We start from the raw sequence: 20692 nt of genomic DNA, 5'->3' as shown, positions 1-20692 counted from the left end.
AAATTAATACGATAAGTGAAAAATATGAATAGTGTTGAACGTGAACTTTTAGCCGATAGCCAAATTGACCGAGATCTTTTAGATCAAACGTTAAACAATATATATCAACGAAACATTGATTTAGCCGACTTATACTTTCAGTCGAGCTGTCATGAGTCATGGATGCTAGAAGATGGCATTGTCAAAGAAGGTTCATATAATATTGAACGTGGTGTTGGTGTGCGAGCAATATCAGGCGAAAAAACTGGTTTTGCTTACTCTGATGATATTTCTCCTCTCGCGTTAAAAAAAGCAGCTGATGCCGCTAAAGGTATTGCAAATGCCGACCAAAATGGTCGAGTACTTGCTTTTAAAAATCAAACAGTGAAATCAGTTTATCAAGCCACTGATCCGTTAGGCAGTCTAGCGCAAGAGCAAAAAATCACCTTAATGCATGAAATCGAAGCCCATGCTCGTTCAGTTGATAAGCGTGTTCAGCAGGTTATTGTTAGTTTGTCAGGTGTTTATGAAAAAATATTAGTGGCTGCTAGCGATGGTACTTTTGCTACTGATATACGACCACTGGTTCGCTTAAATTGCTCAGTATTAGTTGAAGATAATGGTAAACGTGAACGTGGCAGTGCTGGCGGTGGTGCTCGAACTGATTATAGTTATTTCTTTGAACTTGAAAATGGTAAAGCACGTTATTTAGCTTATGCCGAAGAAGCGGTTCGTCAAGCTTTAGTCAATGTGGTGGCAATAGAATCTCCAGCTGGCATGTTACCTGTTGTACTTGGTTCAGGTTGGCCGGGCGTGCTATTGCATGAAGCCGTTGGTCATGGTTTAGAAGGTGATTTTAACCGTAAAGGTTCGTCAGCATTTTCAGGTAAAATTGGTCAAAAGGTGACTTCTGATTTATGCACTATTGTTGATGATGGCACAATCCCTAATCGTCGTGGTTCAATTTCAATAGATGATGAAGGAACGCCAGGACAATACAATGTACTGATTGAAAAAGGTATTTTGAAAGGTTATATGCAAGATAAGCATAACGCTAAGCTGATGGGTGTAGCACCTACCGGTAATGGTCGCCGTGAATCTTATGCACATTTACCTATGCCTAGAATGACTAATACTTATATGCTTGCGGGTGAACATGATCCAAAAGATATTATTAAGTCAGTGAAAAAAGGCATTTACGCGCCACATTTTGCTGGTGGTCAAGTTGATATTACCTCTGGAAAATTTGTTTTCACCAGCTCTGAAGCTTACCTTATTGAAAACGGTGAAATTACTTCGCCAATAAAAGGCGCTACGTTAATTGGTAGTGGTCCTGAAGCGATGAAAAATGTCAGCATGGTCGGTAACGACCTGAAACTTGATGCTGGCGTTGGTGTTTGTGGAAAAGATGGACAAAGTATTCCGGTAGGTGTTGGCCAACCTACTTTGAAAATCAATGAAATGACAATTGGTGGCACTCAGTAGTTCATTTCTGAATAAATTACTTTTAAGAAAGTCATCCGCTATTTAGAAATAAATGGCTGATGACTTTTTTTTTGCGCTAGCTATTAAGAGGAATATTTTGGCAAAACATTATAAAAGTAATAACAATCGCTATTTTTATTAACAGGGATTGAAAAATAGTTCTAATTGTTATAATGTAACAACATATGCGTAGTAATCACTTTTTATTTACACAGTTTTTTTCACAGAGTCGGCAATCAATAATAAGTTTATTGATCATGTCTGCATTTCTGTGCGCCACGCTTAGTCATAGTTCGCATGGTGAATTGATACCTGATAATGTTGAATTACAGCAGTGTAAACTGTGTCAGCATAACATTGACACGCCAAAGAATAATATCACCTTAAAACTGGTTAACGTCAGTAATTATCAACAATCCACGCAAACGTTAATTATAGTTAATCGTTACACGCCATTTTATTTGATACCACAGTTACGTGCCCCCCCCTGTTCAATAGATAAAAATTAACACAGTTCAAAAATAAAAATTTTAGGAAATTAGCTTAATCGCTAATCTTCTTTAGATCTATCTATTGGAAAAAAAATGAAATCAATTTATATCAATAAAATTGCACCTTTGTGTGCCTTATCATTATTAATGGTCGGCGCTGCCAGCCATGCTCAAAAATTTTCAGGCGTAGTATTTGATGCCGATGGCAACAGGATTGCGAAAGCTAAAGTTTCTTTGGTTAATACTAAATATAAAGCAGTTACTGACGAAAAAGGCCAATTTACTTTTAGTGACATTGGTGTTGGTAAAGTAGAACTTCATGTTAGTGCTAAAAACTTTAGTCATATCAACGAGTATTTCACCATTACCGATCAAGACATTACCGAGGTGACAATTTCACTGAGCGCTACAGTCATGGAAGTGGTCGATGTTTATGCGACGCCTTTGCATTCATCGAGTATTGAGTCGGCCTTGCCAGTAAATGTTATTTCTGGTGACGAGCTGCGTTTAAAGCAAGCATCTACTTTAGGTGAAACACTGAAAAATGAAGTGGGTGTACATTCAAGTTATTTTGGCCCAGTTGCAAGTAGTCCTATTATTCGTGGTATGGATGGACCAAGAGTGTTAATCACACAAAATGGTTTAGACGTAGGGGATGCATCTCGTGTAGGACCAGACCACGCGGTTGCAGCCGAAGCTGTTACTGCCCAACAGGTAGAAGTACTTCGTGGGCCGTCAACGCTTTTTTATGGTAGTGGTGCGATAGGTGGTGTGGTGAATGTCGTTGATAATCGAGTACCTACAAATATTGATAATCAGGTCGATTATTTACTTAAGCATAATGATGTTGCAGATGAAAGTGAAGCAACACTCAATGTAAATACAGGGTACAAAAGTTTAGCCGTTCATCTTGATGCGTTTTGGCGTGAATCTAATGATTATAAGATCCCAGGCTATGCGACTGCAGAAGACCATGATGAACATGAAGAAGGTCATGATGAACATGAAGGCGAAGAAATTAAAGGTATTCTAGAGAACAGTGCCTCGAAGTCATCAGGTTTTACCCTGGGTTCAAGTTATTTGTTTGACGCAGGATATATTGGCTTTTCGTATGGCCGAATGGAAAGAACTTACGGTATTCCTGGGCATTCAGAACACGGTGAAGAAGAACATGAAGAAACAGGAACTGAAATCAGTGAAGAAGGCGCTGTTTTTGGTGATTTAGTACAAGACAGATATCAACTATTGAGTGAAATTAGTTTTGAAGACAGTTTTATTAATCGTGTGATGAGTAAAGCTGCTTACACAGATTACCAACATCAAGAAATTGAAGGAGGTGAAGTCGGTACTCAATTTAATAATGAGATGTTAGAAACACGCTTTGATCTTTATCATCAAGCCGTTAACGGTTGGAAAGGTGCATGGACATTGCATTATAAAGAAAATGATTTTAATGCGATTGGAGAAGAAGCATTCACGCCTCCTTCAAACACAGAATCAATTGCCATTGCTTGGCTTGAAGAGAAACACATAGACGATGTTTTATGGCAATTAGGTATACGTGCCGAACATGTAACCTTGAGTGCAAATAGTGAAGTTGAATCACACGATGAACATAGCGATGAACTAGGCAGCCATGAAGAAGAGTCGCATTTTAATAAACAGAGCTTTACGCCTATAAGTGCGTCTTTAGGTGCTGTATGGGAATATTCAACGGGTTATAATTTAGGATTTTCTGCTGCGTTTTCTCAGCGAGCACCTTCAGCGAGTGAATTGTTTTCGAATGGTGCTCATATCGGCACGAATACTTATGAAGTTGGGGCATTGTTTGAGGTACATGAAGAAGACCATGAATTACATGTAGACTTGTCTGATCAAAATGTTGAGTTAGAGACAGCTTATAATCTAGATCTTACTTGGAGAAAATTTGAAGGCGACTTTGGTTTCGTTGCCAGTGCTTTTTATAATCATATTGACGATTATTATTATCAAGCGAATACTGGGCTATTTGCAGAAAGCGGCCATGATAGTCACGATGAAGCCATTGAAGAAAATCATGAGGAGGAAACTGCCGGTTTGCCCGTTTATGTATTCCAACAAAATAATGTGGTGATGTATGGTGTAGAAGCTGAGTTTTTTTATCAGGTAGCACCTTCACTTAAAGCGACGCTATTTACTGATTATATTCGTGCAAAGCTTACTAATAATAACAACGATAATCTACCTAGGATCCCGCCAATGCGCGTTGGTGGTCAATTAAATTATATGACCGATAAGTATTCAGCAGAGCTAAGTGCAACACATTACTTTAAACAATCAGACACAGCGGCATTAGAAAGTGAAACAGACGGCTATACTATGCTAGATGCTAACTTTAATTACTTTATTAATAATGTTGGCGACGATATGGTGGCATTTTTAAAAGTGAATAATATTACAGATGAAGAAGCACGAGTACATACGTCATTTCTCAAAGGTGTTTCACCATTACCGGCACGAGGGTTTACGGTTGGTATTAGAGGAAGTTTTTAAGCAGTAGAATAATAGCTTTGTAGATGAGGCCAAGGCTTCATCTACAAAGTATGTTTAACGATTTACTTTAATCTAAGACCTGACTTTTCAATCGTGATTTTGTCTTTCTTCAATAAGTTTCCAACGGTAGCTTTAAAGGTTTTTTTACTAACACCAAGAATACGTTGAATAAGTTCTGGCGAACTTTTGTCATGTAATGGGCTAAAACCATCATTTTCTGCAATGTGCGCTAATAATTTATCGGCAAAGTCATTAACTTTCCCTTCACCTGAACGAGAAAGTGATAAATCGATACGACCATCTTCACGGATGTTTTTAATAAAACCGTCAATAATTTTACCAACACGTAATGGTTGAAAAATTTCATTGTCGTAAAGTAAGCCCCAGTGCTTATCGTTGATAATCGCTTTGAAACCCAGATCAGTTTTTCCACCAATCATTAACTTAACTTTGTCCCACTTTTGATAATCAGCAGGCCAAATATCAATATATTTGTCGAGCTTACTTGAAGCGGCAATTCGGTCTGTGGTGGTATCAAGAAAAATACGTACTAGATAATATTTCCCTTCTTCCATTGGTGTATGCTGCTGATTAAAAGGTACTAATAAATCTTTAGGTAACCCCCAGTCAAGGAATGCACCCATTTTATTGAGCTGTTTTACTTTCAATGAAACGAATTCATCTACTTGGCCAAACGGCTTTTCAGTGGTCGCAATAATGCGTTCAGCTGAATCAACATAAATGAAGACAGTGAGTTTATCGTCTACTTTACAGTTTTCAGGAATAAAACGGTTCGGTAGTAATACTTCACCCAGTTCTCCAGCACTTAAATAAGCACCTTTTTCGGTGACTGCAACTACAGAAAGGGTATTATATTTACCAATGTCGGCCATTTGAATTTACCAAGAAAATTAATATGAAAATCTTAAGGGCTATAATAACGCATATCAAAAATGAATGATGTTATTTTCTTGGTTTGGTTTGAATATATTCAGTGTGGCGTAGCTGAAGTAAATCGCCAATTTTGCGAATAACATGCTCTTCAATACTTGCCAGCTCACCATCGGCATAAGCCATATTCCATAACTGCTTAACAATTGATATTCGTTGTTCGATAGAAAAATGTTTATTTATTTTCGATGTATATCGATAAAAATCAGTCGCTTGTTCACTTTGAATCAGCGCTTGGTCAATAATTTGCTTAACTTCTTCTTCATTCAAGTGAAACTGTTCAACGAGTAACACGGCCAGTTTAGCTTGTTCTTTTTGGTCAAAGTGTCCATCAGCACGCATCACTTCACACAATAATACCGCACAGGCTAGCTCTATAGTCACCTCATCAGAATTTTTTTTAGTGTTATTGTCTGTTAAATCATCGGCCAGGTTTTGAAAAAAAGAACTGATTTTTGTAAGCATGTTTATTCCTTAAATAAAGTAATCACTTTATTGTTACGCTCAGCAATAAAGAAAACAAGCAGATAATAGCTATATTTGATAACAAAGTGTGTCTGATTGCTATTTTTTGCTGGTAATATTATGATAACAAACTGATGACAGCGCTGTCTTTGGTGGCAAGGTTGCACTGAAAGTTTATAAGGTAAAAGAATGTTAAGTCAGTATCCCTCTGCAGTTGTAAAAGCAAGTCCAAATAAAAAACGACTATTGTCAATTGACGCTTTACGTGGTTTCGATATGTTTTGGATTTTAGGCGCTGAAGGTTTGTTTGCAGCATTATTTATAGCGACAGGCTGGCCCATTCTTGCGGTGCTTGCACAGCAAATGGAACACAGTGCTTGGCATGGGTTTCGTATTTATGATTTAATTTTTCCCTTATTTATTTTTCTATCAGGAGTCAGTCTAGGTATCGCAGCAAAGCCCTTATCTAGCTATGAGCCAGAACAAGCAAAATCGATTTTATATAATGGCATCAGGCGCTTATTGCTTTTGATTAGTTTTGGTATTTTATATAACCATGGTTGGGGCGGCGGTATTCCCACATCATTTGATAGTATCCGTTATGTTAGCGTACTCGGGCGTATTGGTATTGCGTGGTTTGTAGCAGCATTATTAGTTTGGTACGTCAGTGAAAAAATACAGTGGTTCGTTGCAGGCGGTATTTTAATAGGATATTGGTTACTACTAAGCTTAGTCACATTAGGTGGATATGGTGGCGGTGATTTTTCAGCGAATGGAGCATTGAACGCTTGGTTTGATCAACATTTATTACCGGGGTCAACTTATCAGGGGCTCGCCATCGACCCAGAAGGGTTGTTATCAAATATAACATCGATTGTAAATGCACTAGCAGGTGTCTTCATTGGTCGTTACATGATAAAAAATATTTATACGCCCAAGACACTATTAACCGGTCTTTTGGTTATTGGGACCTCTATTTTATTACTCGGTTATTTATGGGGCGTTTTTTTCCCAATTAACAAAACATTATGGACGAGTTCATTCACTTTGGTCACTATTGGTTACAGTATCTTATTACTGACGCTATTTTATTGGCTGATTGATGTATTAGAGTTCACCCTATGGGCTAAATTTTTCGCAGTAATTGGTACGAATTCAATCATTATTTATTTAGGTTCGAGTATTGTTGATTGGCAATATACCTCGAAAAGTATTTTCGGAGGCTTAATCAACTCTGTACCTGCAGGTTGGCAAGATTTTATTCTTTATGCTGGCATGGTGCTTTTACAATGGCTAGTCCTGTATTGGCTATATCGAAGAAATATTTTTATAAAAGTATAAATATTGGTTAAAAGGACGAATATTGTCGAGGACTGTTTTTTCAAGGCAGTCTTTTTTTATATCAGTAAATAAATAGTGGCTTGTTAACTTATTGTTTTTGATTGAAAAATAATGTGTTTTTGTTTTTGTTTACTGAATTTGTTATTTCGGCGCGTATCTTGTAACAAGCATTTACAACTTAATTGATTGTATAGACTGTTAATTAGCTATCCTATAGACAATTAAAAAAATTATTAGTTCAGATCACATTTATGAGGACATAACCGTGACACGTAAAAAACAAATTATTATACCCATTGCCATTCTAATCATTGGCATTTTATTGTTTTTTGGCTTTTCAAGCATGAAATCGCCACCAGAAGAAAAAGCGGAAGTTGATAATACCCCCATCGTTGCTGTTGAAGAGGTTCATGTTGCACCGATGAATTTAACGGTTAAATCATATGGTGTCGTACAGCCTAAGTATGAAACCGAACTTGTCGCTCAAATTAGTGGTGAAGTAGTTGAACTGGCAGATGTTTTTGTACGTGGTGGTTTTGTTGCAAAAAACCAATTGCTCGCCCGTATCGACCCTAATGATTACCAAGCTGCATTAATTGATGCTGAAGCAACAATGGCCTCGGCACGTGCTTCGCTAGAAAAAGAGCGTGCCCAAGGGCAGGTAGCTGAACAAGAATGGAAACGCATTACGGATACTTCTCCTACTGAATTGAGCTTGCGTAAACCGCAACTAGCACAAGAACTTGCTAATGTTAAATCAGCACAAGCCTCTGTACTTCGCGCCAAACGTAACCTAGAACGTACCGAAATTAGAGCGCCTTATGATGCAATGATTGAAAGTCGTATGATTGGTTTAGGCTCTTTTGTCGGTACTGGCACTAAAGTGGGTAAATTATTAGGAACAGGGGTAGCTGAAGTTCGCTTACCCGTAGCCGATGATCAACTGCAGTTTTTAGCTTCACAAGGGGAAAATGCCCAGGTTAATTTACTTGGAACATTTGCGGGTGAAAATATTACATGGTCCGCAAAAATTGCTCGCAGTGAAGGTGTTGTAGACAATAAAAGCCGTATGACTTATTTAGTGGCTGAAGTTAAAGACCCTTATGGTTTGAAGTCTCAAAAAAATGTAAATAAACACAATCCTATTCGCTTTGGCTCTTATGTTAAAGCAGAAATTTTTGGTATTAGCCTTAATCGTGCCGCTTTGTTACCTCGATACCTCGTTAGTAATAACCGCGTTGCCATTTTAGATGCCGATTCTACATTGCACTATGCTGACATCATTATCGCTCGTCAAGAAGGCTCAAATGTTATTGTAACTGACGGTTTGAAGGAAGGTGACCAGCTCATTGTTTCAGCATTAGATTACCCTGTTGATGGTATGAAATTAGCTTTGCAAGGTAGTAAAAGTGAAGTCATTAATCAAGATGCACTTGAAACACAAATCGCAAGCACTAAGGATTAGATGATGGATGATACCAATAAAGGCTTAATTGCTTGGTTCGCCCGTAATAGTGTCGCGGCAAATTTGTTGATGATATTTATTCTAGTGGGTGGTTTTTTTACGATTAGCACCATCAACAAACAAATGTTTCCACAAATAAACATTAACTGGATTTCTTATACCGCACCTTATCCAGGGGCAGCCCCTCAGGAAGTAGAGGAAGGTATTACCATTAAGGTTGAAGAAGCTTTAGAGACTGTTCAAGGCTTAAAACGTGTGATCACTTATTCTAACCGCAATTTTTCAAATGGTTGGTTTGAAGTTGATCTCGATTACGACCCACAAGTTGTTTTAGAAGAAGTTAAATCAGCTATTGATTCTATTTCAAGCTTTCCTGACGGTATGGAGCGTATTAAAGTTGAACGCCAAAAGTTTCGTCAAGAAGTTATGTATATTAGTTTATACGGTGACCTAACTAATGGCGAGCTTAAAGAGTTAGGACGAAAAGTCCATAATGAAATTCAACAATTACCTTTAGTCAATATTGCAGAATTATACAGTGGCTTAGACTACGAAATTTCAATAGAAGTTAGTAAAGATAAGTTACGCGAATATGGCTTAACTTTTAGAGATGTTGCTCAAGCGGTACGTGGTTATTCTGGCAATATGTCTGCTGGACAAATTCGTGCAGAGAATGGCTACATTAATTTACGCGTTGAGAACCAAGCTTATCGAGGTTACGAATTCGAGCAAATACCTATTATTACCTTAGCCGATGGTACTAAAGTCTTGTTGGGCCAAATGGCGACTATTATTGATGGTTTTACTGAAGGCTTACAGTATTCAAAATTCAATGGTGAAAACTCAGTCACTATTTTTATTGGCGCTGCCAATAATCAAAGTATTACTGATGTTGCCGATGTTATTAAAAAGTATGTTGATGAAAAGTCGAATGTTCTTCCTGCAGGCGTTAAGTTAGAAACTTGGGTTGATATGACCTACTATCTTGAAGGCCGTTTGACCATGATGATCGACAATATGAAAAGTGGTGCAATATTAGTCTTTCTAATGTTAGCGTTATTCTTACGTGTCCGTTTGGCTTTTTGGGTAATGATGGGCTTACCCGTATGTTTTCTTGGTACTTTATTCCTGATGCCATTAGAATTTATTAATGTCACTATTAATGTCATTAGCTTGTTCGCCTTTATTTTGGTGCTAGGTATTGTTGTTGATGACGCCATCGTTATGGGGGAGAGTGCTCATGACGAAATTGAACAACATGGCCATAGTACTGAAAATGTTATTCGCGGTATTCAACGTGTTGCTATGCCAGCAACCTTTGGGGTATTAACAACGATTGCGGTATTCTTGCCTTTTCTTTTTGGTGAAGGGCCTTCTGCCGCGTTTGGTAAAGCCATTGGCTCGGTAGTTATCTTGTGTTTAATTTTCTCTTTAATTGAGTCAAAACTCATTTTACCGGCGCATTTGGTTAAAATGAAGATCAAAGCATTTAATCCTAAGAACCCAATCGATAGACTACGTTTATCGATTGATACCAAATTAAAAGCCTTCATTAATAATGTCTATCGACCCGCGTTAATCACTTTTATTAGCTATCGATATGCCGTACTAATGTTTTTTATTAGTTTAATGTTAATCAGCGCTGGCTTATTTAGTGGTGGTTTTGTTCGCTTTGTTGGTCAACCTAAGATCCCACATGACTTTCCTCGTGTTAATGTTGAAATGAATGTAGATGCCTCAGAGAAAGCAACCTTACAAACCTTATTAAATATCCAAGGTGTAATTAATACCATAGATAAAGAGATTGAAGCTCAATACGGTCAGTCAATGATCTCTGATATGCAGGTCGAATTACGCAGCAGAACCAGTGGTCAATTGATGGTTAAATTAGTGATACCTGAATTGAGACCGATGAATACTTTCGAACTGGCTGATTTATGGCGTGCCGCTATACCAAATTATCCTGGGGTAAAATCGTTTACCATTGGTGATAATTTATTTGGCTCTGGCCGAGACGACGGTGATATTGCCTTTAGATTAGAAAGTAAAGATGATGCACAACTACTCGCCGCATCAAGAGAGTTAAAAACTAAACTTAATTCTTTAAAAGGTATTGGCGATGTTAATGATAGTCGTCAAACAAGTGCCAAAGAAGTTCAGTTTGAATTGAAACCGCTTGCTTATAGTTTAGGATTAACTTTAGCCGAAATTGCTTCACAAGTGAGTTACAGTTTCTATGGTTTAGAAGCACAACGCATTTTACGTGACAGCGAAGAAGTGAAAGTGATGATCCGTTATCCACTTGAGCAACGAAGCTCTGTTGGACATGTTGATGATGTGATGATCAAAGCGCCAAATGGTGCGGAATTACCTTTGTCGGAATTGGCTAATATTACCTTACAAGAAGGGGTGACTAGTATTCGCCGTGAAAATGGTAATCGGACAATTAACGTCTGGGCAAGTGTTGACGCTGAACAAGTTGAGCCATTCAAAGTTGCTAAGGATATCAGAGACAACTTTATTCCTGAACTATTAAGAAAATTTCCAAAAGTTCAAAGTGAAGTGTCGGGCAGTATTCAAGAAGAAATGGAAGGTGCGGACAATCAAAAACGTGACTTTATTATCTCATTGTTGATTGTTTTCTCATTACTGGCTATACCATTGAAGTCTTACTCTCAGGCAGTGATGATTATGATCGTTATTCCTTTTGGTATTATTGGTTCGGTCTTTGGCCACTTCCTTTTAGGTATGGACTTAAGTGCACTATCAGTTATGGGGATATTAGCCGCTGCGGGTGTGGTCGTTAATGACTCCTTAGTCATGGTTGATTATGTTAATAATGCTAGGAAATCAGGCGTCAAACTAAAAGATGCGGTAATACATGCCGGCACTAAACGTTTTAGAGCTATCATGTTAACGTCAATAACAACCTTTATTGGTTTAGTGCCTATCATCTTCTTTGAGGTAAGTGCCCAAGCACAAATCGTAATTCCAATGGCGATATCTTTAGCCTTTGGGGTATTATTTGCGACTATAGTTACACTGGTACTGATCCCAAGTTTATATCTTATTATTGAAGATATGAAAAAGATCTTTAAGCGTAAAAAGAAACAACCGCTTATTGCTGAAAACACAGGTGATTTATCGGTTAATTAATCGATAGTATTTTTATCAAAGCCATTACTTTTGTAATGGCTTTTTTATGCGATTCATTAAATTTATTAACCAATATCTCTCTGCTAGCCTGGTCAAGAAAAGCTATCGTTAATAATAATAGGTGGCTATAATGGTGTTAATGCTAATATTAATAAATGAAGCGAACTCATTATAATGAAATATATTTATCTTTTTTCAACACTTACTCTCATGACAATAACGGGTTGTTCGACAACTGAAAATGCTTGCGAAGATATAACCATCGCGAGTGAACAGATTCAAATGTGCCAGTCACTGCAACGCCAAATAGCAGACGCCAAAGGTAAACCTATAAAACGAACTGAGTTAGAACGTCGTTATCAAGTTGACTGCATCGACATTCGCTACTATCGTGATGACAAACAACCAGCAATTTGTGGTAATAAACAAAAAATTGGCGAAGAAATTAAGACGCTTAAAAAAGAGGCTAATCAGTAAACGATTAAGCTCTTGGTCGCTTACTTTAAGGCAAACTTTAGGGTTTGCTTTTTTGTTTACTTTTCTTAAAATTAATCATCAAATGAGTGTGTCATATGTTTAAAAAAATAGTCGGTTTAGTCTTCACTTGTAGCTTTTTATTCTCATGTCAGCAAGCCGCTGAGGAAGTGACTAGCAGAGATACAGCCAATACCGAAGCTATTTCAGCCGCAGAGGTATCAATAATGCCTAAAAAAAGTTTGTCTGCTAAAGCGGAACCTGAGCAAATATCATTTACCGCAACAATTAAATATATGAATTTAGAAGGGGGCTTTTTTGGATTAATTTCTAAAGAAGGTAAGCATTGGTTACCGCTGAATTTAGAAAAAGAATTCCAAAAAGATGGCGCTGTTATCAAAGTAACAGGCAAAGCTATCACGGGTATGATGACTATTCAGCAATGGGGAACTCCTTTTTCAATTACCGATATTGAATTAATTACTGCAGCGAATAAAGCGCCTGAAAATAAGAACCTGCAGTAGTTTTACTTACTGAGCGAAGGTTGCATCAATAATGTTAGATGACTAATGTTAGGTGACGATTTTCACCTGAAATGATGATTTGATAGATACCACGATATTCTTGTTCTGTCATTACTGATACAAAGCTTTGGCTTAGTCATTCTGCCAATTGTATTAAGGTATGTAGCGGTGTTACTTGCAGAGCGAAGGTTGCATTAGTAATGTTAGGTGTCGATTTTCACCTGAAATGATGATTTGATAGATACCACGATATTCTTGTTCTGTCATTGGTGATACTGAGCTTTGGCTTAGTAATTCTGCCAATTGTGCCGTGGTGTTACTGTGTCCAAACACTACGGTGTTCTCTTGTTCTTTGATCAATTGCCAGGCGAGTTGCTCTAATTTATTGGGCGCATAATTTTTGATCGCAAGTTGTTGCTGTTGTGCTAGCGGTGTAGCCGTTGCCATAGTCCGTTGATAGCGCGTACTGTATATATTTTCTATTTCTGCATTCTCTAGAATACGCGCAAGTTCTTTTGCTCTATATGTACCGCATTGTGTTAATCCAGAATCTTCTTGTTCAGTTTTGTTTTCAGCATGACGAATTAAATAAAGGCTGTAGCTTTTACTTTCCTTTTGTACATAAGCGTTTTCAGTCGCATTAACGATTAAAAAAGGTATGTTGATAAAAAAAATTAACAGTAAAATTAATTTATTCATAACATACCTTTTTCGATTCATGCTTATTCACTGTTAAAATAAACGATTCAAACCATTCAATGCAGCAACACGAAATGCCTCAGCCATCGTTGGATAATTAAACGTGGTATTAACAAAGTATTCAATGGTATTACCGCCATTGGTTTGTTGCATAATTGCTTGACCAATATGAATGATTTCAGCTGCATTTTCACCAAAACAATGAATACCTAAAATTTCTTTAGTTTCGCTGTGAAAAAGTATCTTCAGTGAACCGACTAAACTATTTGATATTTGTGCTCTTGCTAAATGTTTGAACTGGGCACGACCAACCTCATACGGAATTTTTGCCGCGGTCAGTTCTTGTTCTGTTTTACCAACAGAGCTTATTTCTGGAATCGTGTAGATACCTGTAGGAATATCAGCAATAAGTTTTGCTGTACTTTGGTGATCTATCATCGCTGAAGCTGCTAACCGGCCTTGATCATAAGCTGCACTGGCTAAGCTTGGGTAACCAATGACATCACCTACCGCATATATATTGTCGACACTGGTTTGATATTGATCGTTGACTTTTAGTTGCCCACGTCCATCTGCTGATAATCCTGCATTTTCAACTTTTAAATCGGCTGTATTACCTGTTCGCCCATTAGCAAAGAGTAAACAGTCGGCGCGCATTTTTTTACCTGATTCTAAATGAACAACCACAGAGTCGTCGGATGCTTCAACTCGTGCAATCGCTTCGCCATGACGGATCACTACACCATTATTCCATAAGTGGTAGCTGAGTGAATCAGACATTTCTGCATCTAAAAAAGAAAGCAGTCTATCTCGGGTATTAATTAAATCTACCTTTACACCTAAACCTCTAAATATAGAGGCATATTCGGAACCAATAACACCAGCACCATAAATAATGATAGAACGGGGATCATGCTTAAGTGATAAGATGGTATCTGAGTCATAGACTCGCGGATGGTTAAAATCAATATCTTTAGGTCGGTAGGGATGTGAACCAGTAGCAATAACAATTTGCTTTGCCGTAATTTGTTCAATAGCGCCCTCGTTATTCACTATTCTAAGCGTATGGGCATCAATAAAAGACGCTTCACCCGAAATCAGTTCAACGCGGTTACGATCATAAAAGCCACTGCGTAGCTGCACTTGTTTACGAATAACCGAAGAGGCATGTTTAAGAATAGCTGGGAACGTTAAATGTTTTGCTTTTTCATGGCCTCTAAAAAGTGGGCTCGCGTTATACTCAATGAGTCGGCTAACACTTTGACGTAAAGCTTTTGAAGGAATAGTTCCCCAATGCGTACAACCACCGCCAACGTCTTTATATCGCTCAACAATAGCAACACGTTTTTCTTTTTTAGATAGCTCCATAGCCGTACCTTCGCCACCTGGTCCGGTACCTATAATTATTGCATCGTAATCGTAATCGTTATTTGTTTTCTTCTTCGTTTTAGCTTTATTTTGAGTTGCCAAAATCTTGCCTTAAATTCCTACTAAGATAAAAAAATTTTAGCAGGAATTTAGACATCTGACCATGTAAAAGCTTATTAATCTAGAGGGTTTATGCCAGTTGGGTTAATAAGCGTTGAAAATGTTGTTGCTGGTCTGCCAAGTGCTGCTTAAATTCTTGGTATTGCGCTGCTAATTCAGAGCTCTCAACGTCGGCGATTAATTTATCGCGCCTACTGGCAAGTAATTTTTTACGCACATCATAGTAGTCATTAATTCTACTAATGAGTAAATCATATTCTTGTTGTAGTTTTTCTCGCATTTGCTCCGCATTTGGATGAGAGAGTAACTTCTTCTGGCTACGTTTAAATACCATAGCTAAGCGCGCTTTTTCAATTTTGTCATCCGGGTAAGTCCGTAGTTTTGAGGTAAGCTTCAAAAACTCACAACCCTTAATCAACCATTTAGTTGGATCAAACTGCCACCAACGAATGCCGTTACGATAATCATTTTCAAAAATATGATGATAGTTATGATAGCCCTCACCAAAAGTTAAAAAAGCAAGAAAGCCATTATCTCGTGCAGTATTTCTTTCTGTGTAAGTTTGTTTACCCCAGATATGTGCCAAAGAATTAATGAAAAAAGTAGTGTGATGGCTTAACACTAAACGCAAGAAACCGACTAAAAGTAAACTACTAATAATATCGCCGTGCCATAAACCAAATAAAATAGGTACACCAAAGTTCATTAATATTGTCAGCAACAAATAATTTCTGTGCTGCCACATTACAATAGCGTCTTTTTGTAAATCACGGGTATTGTCGTAATTAGCATATCGATGCGCTTGATACTCACGAAGCATCCAACCGATATGTGAATACCAAAAGCCTTTTTTAGCTGAATAGGGGTCTTTGTCATTATTATCGACATGCTTATGATGAACTCTATGATCAGAAGCCCAATGTAATATACTATTTTGTAAGGCAAATGCTCCGCCTAGTGCAAAAATGAAACGCAGCGAAGCATGTGCTTGATAGGTTTTGTGCGACCATAATCGGTGATAGCCAGCAGTAATAGACATACCACAATAAATAAAGCAGCATAGTGCTACTACAAGTTCAGTGGTATCAAAACCGTGTGTTATTGCTCGATACGGGACGCCAATTGCGGCAACTAAAAAGGTAATTAAAAACACACTAAAATTTAGCCAAACGATTTTAGGTTTATTCATGTAATAAGAATTCCATCAGTAAAAAAACGAACACTAAGTAAATATTTTCAGTGTACACGTGTACTCTATTTTAACTTTGATCACTTTTCAGTCAAGGTAATTTTTATTAAACTTTTTATCTTCAATCAATAATACTGGATTTAAATGTAGATGTTAGTGATCAAGTTTCTAGTAAATAGATGAAAATTCAGTATGATATAAACAGGCTAAAGTATAGGTTAATTAAGTAATGAGCGGGATTCGGGCACAGCAAAAAGAAAAAACACGTCGACAAATAATTGATGCTGCTCTTGGGCAGTTAAGTAGTGAACGTAGCTTTTCGAGTTTGAGCTTACGGGAAGTCGCTAAAGAGGCTGGCTTAGCACCAACATCATTTTATCGACATTTTTCTGATATGAACGAACTAGGTTTGACGCTGGTCGATGAAGCGGGTTTAACTTTGCGTCAATTAATGCGACAAGCTCGCCAACGAATTGAAAAAGGTGGTTCTGTCATTCAAATATCTGTCGTTACCTTTATGGAGTTTATTGAAAGTAACGGTAATATATTTCGCTTATTATTACGAGAGCGTTCTGGAACGTCAGCTGCTTTTCGAGCGGCGGTAAATCGAGAAGTGCGTTATTTCACCTTAGAATTATGTGATTATTTACAGCAAGCAAATAAATTGAATGCGGATGTGGCTTTTTTACAAGCCGATGCAGCGGTGACTATCGTATTTAGTGCTGGCTCTGATGCATTAGATGTTGATAAAGAGGATCGTCAACAAATATCAATGCGTACCATTCAGCAGCTGCGCTTTATAGCACGGGGAGCTGCTGAATTTAGCAATAGGGGAGTAAAAAAGTAAAAACGTTACTTTTTACGTGAAAGTATCACACCTGTTTCAACATGGTGGGTATATGGAAACTGATCAAATAACGCAAATTTTTCAATATTGTGTGTCTTTATTAGTTCAACTAAGTTTTCTTTTAATGTCTCAGGATTACATGAGATATAAACAATACGTTCAAATCGGCTGACTAACTCAACGCTGTCAGGGTCAAGGCCAGCTCTTGGTGGATCAACTAATACTGTATCGTAATTATAGCTTTTAAGATCGAAACCTTCTAGACGACGAAATACTCGCTCACCATTCATCGCTTGACTAAAATCTTCACTGGACATTCTTATTATATCAACATTGGTTAACTGGTTTGCGGTGATATTATTTTGTGCAGATTTTACTGATGTCTTCGATATTTCAGTACCTAATACCCGATCAAAGTTTTCAGCGAGTGCGATACTAAAGTTACCATTACCACAATAGAGTTCGATTAAGTCACCACCGATATTTTGTGTGCCTTGCTTTGCCCAAAGTAGCATTTGCTCATTAACGTGCCCATTAGGCTGTGTAAAACTATTTTCTACTTGCTCGTAGATATAAGTTTTATCGCCAACAGTTAACTTCTCAGTGACATAATCTTTATCAAGGATAAATTTTTGTTTTTTAGCACGGCCAATAATATCAACAGGGGCTATTGCTGAAAGGGTTGATTTTAGTGTTGCCGCTTCAGTTAGCCATTCTTCATCTAATTGTCTGTGATACAACAAGCTTATTAAAAGCTCGCCACTGAGCGTTGATAAAAAATCGACTTGAAATAATCGATGACGAAGTGACGGTTTATCTTTAATTTCGTCAAGCAAGGCTTTCATAGCTTGATTAATGAGTTTACTGGCAACCGGAAAAGTGTCGACGCGATACTTTTCTTTCGTTTCACTATTAAACATAATATAAAATAAGTCATCATTGTCATGCCAAACTCTAAATTCTGCTCGTAATCTATAGTTTAAAGGCTCTGATCGAAAAACATCAAAATTTGGTAAGTCAAAATCACTAAACAATTTAGCGATATCATCCTGTTTGTTATCAAGTTGTTTATCATAAAATTGTGGTGCAATGTGACTAAACATATATAAGCCTTAAACGTAGAAAGAATTAAACAATATTATACCCAACTCTAGTGAGTATTAAAGAGGCGCTGAGTTTAGCGATTGTGATTACTTTGTCTAGTCATTTGTCTATAATTTTCATACAAGAGATTGACTTCTTGCTAAAGTTTTACGAAAAAATGCCGATATAATAGCCATATTAAATTTAAGGATCTTTAGATCTTTGATTGTGTTTAATTAAAATTTAATTAGATACTGGAGAGTAACAATGAATAAAATTGATAATCAGACAAGGTTGCCGAATTATTTAGGGCAAAGTCGTAAAAGTGAACCAGCAAATAATGAAGTCGTTAAACGAGAAATGCCAGCAGAGTCAGTTAATACACTGGCATTAAACCATCGTGCTGCCATTACTATGAAAATTATATCTCAATCAATTTCTAGTCAGATTTCAGCAAATTTTCAAAAGATTACCGATGCACCACAAGCAACTAACGTAGTGATGAGTGATATCAGTAAAACAGCGTTAACTGAAAGCGAGCCATCAACTAGCCTTTTTGATTTCGAAGCAGTGGCTCGTAATGTTATGGACTTTGTTAGCGCGAGTATCTTAGCTGCCCAAGCAAATGGAGCGAGTGAGGACAAGTTGAAAGAGATGTTTGAGCAGGGGCGTGCTGGGGCGAATTTAGGTATTGATCAAGCAAAAGGCGATTTAAAAGATCTCGCCATGCTTGACGATGACTTAAACCAAGGTATAGAAAAAAGTCGTACGCTTATTAACAAGGGAATTGATGACCTCCATGAACAAATGTTTCCTTCAGCCAATAAATCAAATGAGAAGGTATCAGAGTTAACGCCAATTATCAGTTCTACAGCAATTGATAGCGAATTATACACAAGCAATTCAAAAAGTAGCGAGCTGAGTATTACCACTACTGACGGTGATGTAGTTTCAATATCATTTAGCGAATTACAAGAATATGCCAGTAAAGAAGCTTACCAGTATCAAGAGAGTAGCCAAGGGGAATCGACAAATTATAGTAGTACCAGTAGTCAGTATCATGAAATCAACTTTTCTTATAGCGTAGAGGGTGAACTTGATGATGATGAAAAAGCAGCAATCGAAGCATTAATTAAAGACGTAAATTCATTACAAAAAGATTTCTTTAATGGCGATGTTAATAAAGCTTTTGAAAAAGCAGTTGAACTTGGCTTCGATAATAAACAGATAACTAGTTTTAGTATGGACTTGCAACAAACAAAAACCAGTTATGTTAGCCAAGCGTATACAGCAGTGGCAGAGTTGGATGATAAATTAGCGCCTAGTGTCGGAAAAGACCTAAGGCCTTTAATTGACTTCTTAGATCAGTTTAACCAACTACAAGATCAAGCAGATAAAATATTGTCTAAGAATGATGATGCTTTTGGTCAGTTACTTGATGCAGTCTTTAAAGCTGAGTTTGGTGACGATAAAGTCGCTAAAGAAAAGTTCGATAAAGTAATAGATACGGTTAAGTCTGACAACATTAAGCTTTAATAGATAAAATAAACCCACGCTAACGTGGGTTTATTTAGGATAACTTACCAAGAAGAACGGTTATTCTTCTTCGAGATTTTTTTCTGGACGTTCCTTAGCTTCACGAACTTTCAAAGTACGCTGCTGAAATTCAGTATCATTAAGCGATGAAACAGCCGCATCAGCCGCATCAGCTGACATTTCAACAAAACCAAAACCACGACGCTTTCCAGTATGTTTATCTTTCATTAAACGAACAGAATGAACTTGACCATGTTCAGAGAATAACTCTCTGATCGATGATTCATTTGCTCGGTAAGGTAGATTCCCTACATATAACGTTTTTATTTCTTCATCAGCACTTTCTGCAGTAGTTGATGAACCTATAAGTGGCGCAATAAAAGTACTTACTAAAACTAATATCGCAGTAATTTCTGGTGAGCTGCCAATAACAGTTGATAAAATGTAAGCAATAACAGCAAATACTACTGCGACTATAAATGTTAACCCTTGAGGAGACTTCATATATGAATACCTAATTATTATTTTAAATTCTAAATTAAAAAACTAAATTGCAATGTACCTGCTACCCAGCCTTGAATATTGTACAAAGTACAAAGTTGTAAAAAAGATAAGTGTAATTTATATGCAAATAACACCTTACTTATATTAAGCAAAAAATAAAAAGTTTACTACACTAAATAAGCATATTAATTAAAAGCACTATTTTAGTGCTTATATAAGCCACTTTAAATGGATTATTATATAGGTGGAATAAGAACACTGATGTTTATTGAGCGATTAGAGAGTATATTGCCCACATTGTTTTTATTTTCAGCAAACAAACATAAAGATGAAAATAGTGCTTGATCCTTTTCAAAATATGTCTAGAATGCGCTCCAGTTCCAAGGGGTAACCCAAACGAACGTTTTGATAAGTTATCTACATCACTTTAGAGTAAAGTAGTTAACTTAACGTTTTATAGATAAGGTTTGAATCTTCGAAAAG

At 37.2% G+C, this 20692-nt stretch carries 17 protein-coding genes; 10 read left to right on the top strand and 7 right to left on the bottom strand.

Annotated elements, in window-relative coordinates:
* Window positions 1–24 precede the first annotated feature (24 nt).
* The 3 genes from tldD (at window position 25) to H4J76_RS09420 (ending at window position 4487) form a co-directional block, all read left to right on the top strand.
* Window positions 25–1464, top strand: a complete 1440-nt coding sequence (gene tldD, locus H4J76_RS09430) for a metalloprotease TldD (protein ID WP_182175476.1) — start codon at window positions 25–27, stop codon at window positions 1462–1464.
* Window positions 1465–1721: 257 nt separating this feature from the next.
* Window positions 1722–1973, top strand: coding sequence for a hypothetical protein (locus H4J76_RS09425; RefSeq protein ID WP_182221264.1), 252 nt, complete (start codon window positions 1722–1724; stop codon window positions 1971–1973).
* Window positions 1974–2048: 75 nt separating this feature from the next.
* Window positions 2049–4487 (top strand): TonB-dependent receptor, encoded by a 2439-nt coding sequence (locus H4J76_RS09420; protein WP_182230492.1) that lies wholly within the window; start codon window positions 2049–2051, stop codon window positions 4485–4487.
* A gap of 62 nt (window positions 4488–4549) precedes the next feature.
* On the opposite strand, the gene H4J76_RS09415 is transcribed toward H4J76_RS09420, so the two are convergent.
* Window positions 4550–5380 (bottom strand): S1 RNA-binding domain-containing protein, encoded by an 831-nt coding sequence (locus H4J76_RS09415; protein WP_182215524.1) that lies wholly within the window; start codon window positions 5378–5380, stop codon window positions 4550–4552.
* A 70-nt stretch (window positions 5381–5450) separates the two neighbouring features.
* A complete protein-coding gene (locus tag H4J76_RS09410; RefSeq protein ID WP_182230491.1) occupies window positions 5451–5903 on the bottom strand; it encodes a TerB family tellurite resistance protein in 453 nt (150 codons plus the stop codon).
* A 189-nt stretch (window positions 5904–6092) separates the two neighbouring features.
* Here H4J76_RS09410 and nagX point away from each other — a divergent pair, with 189 nt between their 5' ends.
* From nagX to H4J76_RS09385, 5 genes are all read left to right on the top strand, one after another.
* A complete protein-coding gene (gene nagX, locus H4J76_RS09405) occupies window positions 6093–7244 on the top strand; it encodes a transmembrane glucosamine N-acetyltransferase NagX (protein WP_182230490.1) in 1152 nt (383 codons plus the stop codon).
* Window positions 7245–7509: 265 nt separating this feature from the next.
* Entirely contained in the window at window positions 7510–8709 is a 1200-nt protein-coding gene (locus H4J76_RS09400) for an efflux RND transporter periplasmic adaptor subunit (protein ID WP_182215519.1), read from the top strand.
* 3 nt (window positions 8710–8712) lie between these two features.
* The gene (locus H4J76_RS09395) at window positions 8713–11865 is read left to right on the top strand and encodes an efflux RND transporter permease subunit (RefSeq protein WP_182230489.1); all 3153 of its coding nucleotides are present in this window, start codon (window positions 8713–8715) and stop codon (window positions 11863–11865) included.
* A gap of 174 nt (window positions 11866–12039) precedes the next feature.
* A complete protein-coding gene (locus H4J76_RS09390) occupies window positions 12040–12342 on the top strand; it encodes a hypothetical protein (protein WP_182215516.1) in 303 nt (100 codons plus the stop codon).
* Between the two features lie 95 nt (window positions 12343–12437).
* On the top strand, window positions 12438–12863 hold the full coding sequence (locus tag H4J76_RS09385; protein ID WP_182215515.1) for a hypothetical protein: 426 nt from the start codon (window positions 12438–12440) through the stop codon (window positions 12861–12863).
* 171 nt (window positions 12864–13034) lie between these two features.
* On the opposite strand, the gene H4J76_RS09380 is transcribed toward H4J76_RS09385, so the two are convergent.
* The 3 genes from H4J76_RS09380 to H4J76_RS09370 form a co-directional block, all read right to left on the bottom strand.
* Window positions 13035–13562 carry a histidine phosphatase family protein gene (locus H4J76_RS09380; protein WP_182221260.1) on the bottom strand — a complete coding sequence of 176 codons (528 nt, stop codon included), beginning with the start codon at window positions 13560–13562 and terminating at the stop codon, window positions 13035–13037.
* 33 nt (window positions 13563–13595) lie between these two features.
* Complete coding sequence (gene sthA, locus H4J76_RS09375) at window positions 13596–15032, bottom strand: Si-specific NAD(P)(+) transhydrogenase (RefSeq protein WP_182175485.1); 1437 nt, start codon at window positions 15030–15032, stop codon at window positions 13596–13598.
* 88 nt (window positions 15033–15120) lie between these two features.
* The gene (locus tag H4J76_RS09370; RefSeq protein WP_182221259.1) at window positions 15121–16239 is read right to left on the bottom strand and encodes a fatty acid desaturase; all 1119 of its coding nucleotides are present in this window, start codon (window positions 16237–16239) and stop codon (window positions 15121–15123) included.
* Between the two features lie 229 nt (window positions 16240–16468).
* On the opposite strand from H4J76_RS09370, the gene fabR reads away from it, so the two are divergent.
* Window positions 16469–17086, top strand: a complete 618-nt coding sequence (gene fabR / locus H4J76_RS09365) for an HTH-type transcriptional repressor FabR (RefSeq protein WP_070375583.1) — start codon at window positions 16469–16471, stop codon at window positions 17084–17086.
* 5 nt (window positions 17087–17091) lie between these two features.
* Here fabR and trmA read toward each other — a convergent pair whose 3' ends face one another.
* Window positions 17092–18189, bottom strand: a complete 1098-nt coding sequence (trmA, locus tag H4J76_RS09360) for a tRNA (uridine(54)-C5)-methyltransferase TrmA (protein ID WP_182230488.1) — start codon at window positions 18187–18189, stop codon at window positions 17092–17094.
* A 247-nt stretch (window positions 18190–18436) separates the two neighbouring features.
* Here trmA and H4J76_RS09355 point away from each other — a divergent pair, with 247 nt between their 5' ends.
* Window positions 18437–19705 carry a DUF5610 domain-containing protein gene (locus H4J76_RS09355; RefSeq protein ID WP_182230487.1) on the top strand — a complete coding sequence of 423 codons (1269 nt, stop codon included), beginning with the start codon at window positions 18437–18439 and terminating at the stop codon, window positions 19703–19705.
* A 60-nt stretch (window positions 19706–19765) separates the two neighbouring features.
* On the opposite strand, the gene H4J76_RS09350 is transcribed toward H4J76_RS09355, so the two are convergent.
* The gene (locus tag H4J76_RS09350) at window positions 19766–20209 is read right to left on the bottom strand and encodes an RNA-binding protein (RefSeq protein WP_070375587.1); all 444 of its coding nucleotides are present in this window, start codon (window positions 20207–20209) and stop codon (window positions 19766–19768) included.
* Window positions 20210–20692: the final 483 nt, after the last annotated feature.

It is taken from the genome of Colwellia sp. BRX9-1 (assembly GCF_014077195.1).
Taxonomy (GTDB): domain Bacteria; phylum Pseudomonadota; class Gammaproteobacteria; order Enterobacterales; family Alteromonadaceae; genus Colwellia_A.
The sequence above is the reverse complement of the archived record's forward strand: the minus strand, read 5'-3'. Positions and strand labels throughout refer to the sequence as shown.

What these genes read in the sequence shown, in the direction of transcription:
- tldD (WP_182175476.1), top strand. Translation starts at nt 25, where the DNA reads ATGAATAGTGTTGAACGTGAACTTTTAGCCGATAGCCAAATTGACCGA.
- H4J76_RS09425 (WP_182221264.1), top strand. Translation starts at nt 1,722, where the DNA reads ATGTCTGCATTTCTGTGCGCCACGCTTAGTCATAGTTCGCATGGTGAA.
- H4J76_RS09420 (WP_182230492.1), top strand. Translation starts at nt 2,049, where the DNA reads ATGAAATCAATTTATATCAATAAAATTGCACCTTTGTGTGCCTTATCA.
- H4J76_RS09415 (WP_182215524.1), bottom strand. Translation starts at nt 5,380, where the DNA reads ATGGCCGACATTGGTAAATATAATACCCTTTCTGTAGTTGCAGTCACC.
- H4J76_RS09410 (WP_182230491.1), bottom strand. Translation starts at nt 5,903, where the DNA reads ATGCTTACAAAAATCAGTTCTTTTTTTCAAAACCTGGCCGATGATTTA.
- nagX (WP_182230490.1), top strand. Translation starts at nt 6,093, where the DNA reads ATGTTAAGTCAGTATCCCTCTGCAGTTGTAAAAGCAAGTCCAAATAAA.
- H4J76_RS09395 (WP_182230489.1), top strand. Translation starts at nt 8,713, where the DNA reads ATGGATGATACCAATAAAGGCTTAATTGCTTGGTTCGCCCGTAATAGT.
- H4J76_RS09390 (WP_182215516.1), top strand. Translation starts at nt 12,040, where the DNA reads ATGAAATATATTTATCTTTTTTCAACACTTACTCTCATGACAATAACG.
- H4J76_RS09385 (WP_182215515.1), top strand. Translation starts at nt 12,438, where the DNA reads ATGTTTAAAAAAATAGTCGGTTTAGTCTTCACTTGTAGCTTTTTATTC.
- H4J76_RS09380 (WP_182221260.1), bottom strand. Translation starts at nt 13,562, where the DNA reads ATGAATAAATTAATTTTACTGTTAATTTTTTTTATCAACATACCTTTT.
- H4J76_RS09370 (WP_182221259.1), bottom strand. Translation starts at nt 16,239, where the DNA reads ATGAATAAACCTAAAATCGTTTGGCTAAATTTTAGTGTGTTTTTAATT.
- fabR (WP_070375583.1), top strand. Translation starts at nt 16,469, where the DNA reads ATGAGCGGGATTCGGGCACAGCAAAAAGAAAAAACACGTCGACAAATA.
- trmA (WP_182230488.1), bottom strand. Translation starts at nt 18,189, where the DNA reads ATGTTTAGTCACATTGCACCACAATTTTATGATAAACAACTTGATAAC.
- H4J76_RS09355 (WP_182230487.1), top strand. Translation starts at nt 18,437, where the DNA reads ATGAATAAAATTGATAATCAGACAAGGTTGCCGAATTATTTAGGGCAA.
- H4J76_RS09350 (WP_070375587.1), bottom strand. Translation starts at nt 20,209, where the DNA reads ATGAAGTCTCCTCAAGGGTTAACATTTATAGTCGCAGTAGTATTTGCT.